This window comes from Alteromonas hispanica, assembly GCF_010500915.1.
Taxonomy (GTDB): domain Bacteria; phylum Pseudomonadota; class Gammaproteobacteria; order Enterobacterales; family Alteromonadaceae; genus Alteromonas; species Alteromonas hispanica.
On the sequence record NZ_JAAAWP010000006.1, the window covers coordinates 22,177 to 28,706 of the forward strand.

General features: G+C 45.8%; 2 protein-coding genes. Both read right to left on the minus strand.

Annotation, left to right across the window (positions count from 1 at the left end; genetic code table 11):
• Window positions 1-20 precede the first annotated feature (20 nt).
• Window positions 21-1,253: a methyl-accepting chemotaxis protein gene (locus GTW09_RS10625; protein WP_163111870.1), complete on the minus strand. Its 1,233-nt coding sequence runs from the start codon at window positions 1,251-1,253 to the stop codon at window positions 21-23.
• A 331-nt stretch (window positions 1,254-1,584) separates the two neighbouring features.
• Window positions 1,585-6,530, minus strand: a 4,946-nt coding sequence (locus tag GTW09_RS10630; protein ID WP_163111871.1) for an Ig-like domain-containing protein, incomplete at its 5' end; no start/stop codon positions are given.

Consider the following 6,530-nt stretch of genomic DNA (forward strand, 5'->3'; position numbering starts at 1 on the left):
AAGCGTGTCTTCAAAATATTTTAAAAAAGTTCAATATCACCAGCTTCGACAGAAGTGGCAGAAACAGGGTTGTGGTCGGTTTGACCGCGTGCAGCCAGAGACTCTTTGTAGTTCAGAAGTCTTTCGCGAACTTCTGACACATTGTCGGTCGACAGAAGATCTAGCTGTTCTGAAACAAAGTTGATGATCTCTTGGGTATAAATTAAATTTTGGCTGTTAATATCACCGAACTGCATACCTCTTATTGCCGTATTGGTTGAGTCTGCTAGCTTTTGCCTAATAGTTTCTAATTCGTCTGCATTTTGAATATCAGACTCCGCTTTTCGTATAATTCCCATGAGTTGCAGACTAATGTCATCTTTCGCTTTTACAACGTGGGAAATATCCTGAGAAGCAACAAACTCTGCAGTTTCAGTTAGTCGGTCTATCAAATCTTTAATGTTATCTATTTGCTTTTTGATAACGTCGCTGAACTGAGTAGAGCGGGTAGAAAGCGCTCTTACCTCATCGGCGACCACCGCAAATCCTCTGCCCGCTTCACCAGCACGTGCGGCCTCAATAGCTGCGTTTAATGCAAGCAAATTGGTTTGCGCTGCAATTCCGTCGATGCCACCTAAGGCATCAATCACCGTGGGCATTGCTTGTTGAATAGTTTGAACCTGGCTTTCCAGCGAGCGCGTAGACGCAGTCATTTCCTCGGTGGAAGATATAAAACTGGTTAGTGTGTTATCAGTGTTGTTAGCGAACGTGCGCATCTTCTCTGCGTAAGCAGAATCGCTGCTTTCGTCGTCGTTTAACAGGCGATGAATACTTGTTTCTTGTTGGTTAAGAAGTGTTTGGAGACTAATGAACGCTTCGCTGAGCGTTGCCACTGCATCGTCTTGAGTATTGAGAACATCAGCAATATTTGCTGACGATACCGATAGTGTTTCCTTTACGTCTGATATTGTGTCAAGAAAATCACTATCAGCCACTTCGCTGCCCTGAGCATTGCGGCCTATTTCATCAGTATTTGTAGACGAAGTAGTGTGGGTATTATTAATGTTGGCAACATCTGTATTACCCCCTTCAGATGAGTGCTGAATAACTAAGAGTAAGTATACAACGCAACTTGAACTTAATACGATGCCAAGGTGCTCGACGCTTGAAAACTCCAGCCCCCAACTAACGAGCATAAGCAAAAAAGCCGTTACAAAAGCAGTGCTTTTTTTGGACAAAACCGAATCAATAAAGTTAGAAGCAATAGCCGTCACGTCGATACCTCACTGTCGTTACCAGCGGTAACTGTTCAATTAACGATTTAACTATGGCTCATAAACGGGGCTTATCCATTATACTTTTGAACACTTTTACACATTATAGTTGTTGTGAGCCTTTAGTGACATTTACGACATAAAGGGCAACTTTGGAAGGCTATTGATGATTTAAATCGGGATCGCAACGAGCGGTGCAACCGCAGGGGCACGTTAGCGTATATCATTATTAGGCAGTTCCGAGCATACACTTATTGTGTGAGGCCTCGAATTGTAAAAGATAAGCAGAGCAGTACGGTAATAGCATGTTACTAACGTACTGTTTTTGTTGTTACTTAAAAAGGAAATACCGCAAGCTTAGCGATAAGTTTGTAACATCTTGACCTTGCAACTCACGAAAATCATATTCTAAACGCCATACCAAGGATTTGCTTTGAACATAACTTGCACCTATGCCATAGACCCAATCATTCTCGCTATCAGATGCTCTGCCTTGTACACCGTTTTCTATCGTGACGTATTTTCTATCCCATTGCGAATACCCCAAACGCAAATCAAACTTGAATTGGTAAGATAGCGGAATACTAAAGATGGCACTAAGTACTTGCCCCTCAGCAGTCTGAGGGTAAACCTCTTCAGCGGCATCAAAAAAACGCGCTAGGTCCTCACTCAGCACGCTACCAGTAAAAGACACGTTGCGCTCACCGAGATCTTGATAACCATATGCAATTGCAAAGTATGTATTAAATTGATAGCCAATATTAAAGCTATAGCTCAAGTCATTGTCTTTAATAGACACGCTTTGCGCTTCAATGCCCGCTAGTTGATATGCCTTATCTAAGTCTGAGGTAGAAACGTCAGTTTCAGACAAGCCAACGCTCCCTTCTATAAACCATCCCTGCGGCCAACCTTCGTTTTGTTTTACTTCTGAACCTTGTTGATCGCGCTCAGCCTCTTGGTTTTCTTGATTAGCATAGGCGTAAGTGGACGTGAAAAAAAATACAAAAATTGCGATGACTTTTCGCATCGACATTCTCCTAATTAACGTAATTAAGGCAAGCCCCAGCATGCTCCAATAGCTCCACGCACCGCCCGAAGTCTCTGTAACAGCGATAACCTCAACAACTTGTTTTACCGTGATGGTAAAGCGCGCTGCACTTTGGTTGCCAGCAGTATCTTGTAAAGTATAATCAATGGTTGCGGTTCCAAAGAAGTCACAATGCGGTGTCAACATCACGTCGCCATTGTGGAGTATTGTTACCACGCCGTGTGGGGACGACGCTTCAATGACACTCACCTCATCGTCTTCAGGGTCGGTGGCCACACTTAACACATCTACAACGGCTGAGTCTTCACACTGAATCAAGGCGTTATGGACTACTTCACCAGGAATTGGCGCATAATTGGGTGGAAGCACATTTATTGTTACTACACCAAATGAAGTACCGCCACTCCCATCAGACACACCGTAGGTAACGCTGGTTACACCAGAGAAATCCGTTTGTGGTATGTATGTCATCCAATAGCTATTTAGTACATAGCCACCAATTTCTGGAGTGATAGAAGTAACCTCTAGCAAGTCGTTGTCTTCGTCTGAGATTAATTCGCTCAAATCGACATCCACTTCCTCATTAAATGCTGTTGTTAATACAGTATCTTCTGCTATTGGCGCCACGTTGGAAGTTTCCCATATTCCAACATAGCCAGGGTCTTCGACAACGCCGTTTACTTGGCCATCATCGTCGTTCGGCCCACCGTCTTCAATTTCAATTTGTACGCACCAATGACCTTCAACGAGACCTTGCTGCCATCCTTCCGAGCGCGGTGGCGGACAATAGCCAGGCTCACCAGCTATTGACCATAGTGAATTTTTTGCATCCTCTACAAAATTTTTCCAACCTTCAACCCTATGATATTTGCGATAAATTGCGTTTTTGGGGATTGGATTTTTTTGAGGTAATACAACAGCAATCGATTGCGACTCCTCAAGCAAACTATGTGCAATGAAATCAAATATACCGCCAATGTTACGTGCTTCGTTATCCTTTGTTACACCACCAACGCTTCTATTCACATCGTTGTCTGAGATAAAAGAACCGCCAAACTCACTTTGGAGTGCAACGCTGCCAATACGCAGACATGCACTAGGGTCACCTTCAATAAGATACCCGTCCTGCTTGTTCAACTCTTGATACAGGACGTTGCACTCATCGATTCTGTCCATGTAGTCTGGAATACCATCTCTATCGGCGTCTTGATAGCCTTCAATGTTATCAGGGATATTGTCACCATCGCTGTCTTGTGCATCCAGTGCCATAAGAAGAGGGACAACGTTTATAAACACAAACTCGTCGTCATCCCCCATAGGTAAGCCGCTGTCAGTGACGCGAATACTCACCTTGTAAACACCAGAAGCAAGTGTACTCGGATCAAAATCGAATCTATTATCTGCTGAGCTCAGGTTTTCAATGGTACTATCACTGACAGACCAGAAAATATCGAATGTATCGTCTAGATTAGGGTCGTAAATATCTGCATTAATAGACACAATCCCTCCGCCTTGCGTCACCGTAAGTCTCGATTCATTCGCTTGCTTAACAGTAAGTGTAACCTCAGGCGCTAAATTACCTTCACTGACTGTGGTTTGATGGCTAAATTTCGCGCCTCTATTGAGCTCGCTATCAAGCGTAATGATTATCGTCTCATCACCCTCTGTAGCAGTATCTTCGAAAGTTTCTGTTTGTATGTAGCCATGAGTGCCAGCTTTGATGACAAGCACGCCGTCAACCAGGTTGTGGTCCTGCAAATCACTGCTCCCCGAAACCGTGTAACCCACCTCTACAGGGTAAGTCGGTGAGTCACCATTTAAAAAGACCCCTATTTTTAAAGTTTCACCTTCAGCAATGGATTGATCTTTCGCTATTGAAATAAGTGGATCAACACACACACGCTGCGCAGCCACAGATTGGTTTCCTCTGGCGTCAATTGCCTGCCAATAAACAACGTTATTACCAGGTGCAAAATGCGTTACGTTGTCGATGACAGAGACAGGAAGCACGTTTCCGTATTGGTCGTACGCACGAGCCTCACCATAATTTACACGGGTATACAAACTGTTCGCGGGTATTGATAGTGGCCCACATAAATCAGCAGGAACCTCTATAACGGGTAATTCATCAGATAACTCAACGTCTACCGCAACATAAACAGTAGCTGAAGCGACCTGTTGCTGATCGTCTTCAATAATATAAGGAATTCTAACTAAGCCTTTGAACCCTGAAGGAGGAGTGAAGAGAATTTGGTTATCTACAATCGAAACGACACCAAATGTTGAATAAGCGTAGGTTAAGGTTAGCTCTTCTCCTTCTGGGTCGTAATCATTTGCAAGCACAGCAATCTGTGCCTGCTCCAGCGAAGTAATCGCAAGCTCATCGTTTACCGCAACAGGTGGAAGGTTATCCTGTATCGTATCATTCACTAAAATAGTGACGATTCCAGGCTCTGAGCTTAATTCTGCGTCCCGCGCAATATATTTGAAGCTATCAGTACCATCAAATTCATCATTTGGCGTATAGGTACAGAATTGGCCGTCACAAATTATGGACCCATTGGATGGCTGCACTGTTATTTCATAGTTTAAGCCATCTTCATCTTTGTCCTCACCAATCAACTCTATGTCTTTGGGCGTAGCCTCATCAGTAATCACGGAGAACGACTCAACGATAGGCGCATCATTGGCAGCTGTGACCGTGACCGTTACTGTCCCAATATCTGAGTCTTCTTTACCGTCACTCACTTTAAACGTGAAAGTGTCGGTACCGGAGAAGTCAGTGTTTGGCGTATAGGTTTGCGATGCTTCACTGCCTGTTAATGTACCATTACTTGGCTGGGTCACCACCACGTAACTCAATGTGTCGTTATCAGCATCACTGCCCGTAAGCGTAATGGTCTTGGCCGTGTCTTCTGCCGTGGTGACAGACTGGTCCTGTGCTACTGGTGCATCGTTCACGTCGCTGACTGTGATCGTTACTGTCACCGTGGCCGAGTCTTCACTGCCGTCATTCACTTTATACGTAAAGGTATCAGTGCCAGTAAAATCAGCATTGGGGGTATAGGTGCGCGTTGCACCACTGCCGCTTAACGTACCGTTGCTTGGCTGGGTCACCACCACGTAACTCAATGTGTCGTTATCGGCATCACTGCCCGAAAGCGTAATGACCTTGGCCGTGTCTTCTGGCGTTGTGACAGACTGGCCCTGTGCTACCGGAGCATCGTTCACGTCGCTGACTGTGATCGTTACCGTCACCGTGGCCGAGTCTTCACTGCCGTCATTCACTTTATACGTAAAGGTGTCAGTGCCGGTAAAATCAGCATTGGGCGTATAGGTGCGTGTTGCACCACTGCCGCTTAACGTTCCGTTGCTTGGCTGGGTCACCACCACGTAGCTCAATGTGTCGTTATCGGCATCACTGCCCGAGAGGGTAATGGTCTTGGCCGTATCTTCTGGCGTGGTGACAGACTGGTCCTGTGCTACTGGTGCATCGTTCACGTCGCTGACTGTGATCGTTACTGTCACCGTGGCCGAGTCTTCACTGCCGTCATTCACTTTATACGTAAAGGTATCAGTGCCGGTAAAATCAGCATTGGGCGTATAGGTGCGCGTTGCACCACTGCCGCTTAACGTTCCGTTGCTTGGCTGGGTCACCACCACGTAGCTCAATGTGTCGTTATCGGCATCACTGCCCGTAAGCGTAATGGTCTTTGCCGTATCTTCTGGCGTGGTAACAGACTGGCCCTGTGCTACCGGTGAATCGTTTACGTTACTGACTGTGATCGTTACCGTCACCGTGCCCGAGTCTTCAGTACCGTCGTTCACTTTATACGTAAAGGTATCAGTGCCAGTAAAATCAGCGTTGGGGGTATAGGTGCGTGTTGCACCGCTGCCGCTTAATGTACCGTTACTTGGCTGGGTCACCACCACATAGGTCAATGTGTCGTTATCGGCATCACTGCCCGTAAGCGTAATGATCTTGGCCGTGTCTTCTGGCGTGGTGACAGACTGGTCCTGTGCTACCGGTGCATCGTTTACGTTACTGACTGTGATCGTTACTGTCGCCGTGGACGAGTCCTCACTGCCGTCATTCACTTTATACGTAAAGGTATCGCTGCCGGTAAAATCGGCGTTTGGCGTATAGGTGCGCGTTGCACCAGAACCACTTAACTTACCGTTGCTTGGCTGGGTCACCACAACGTAACTCAACGTGTCGTTATCGGCAT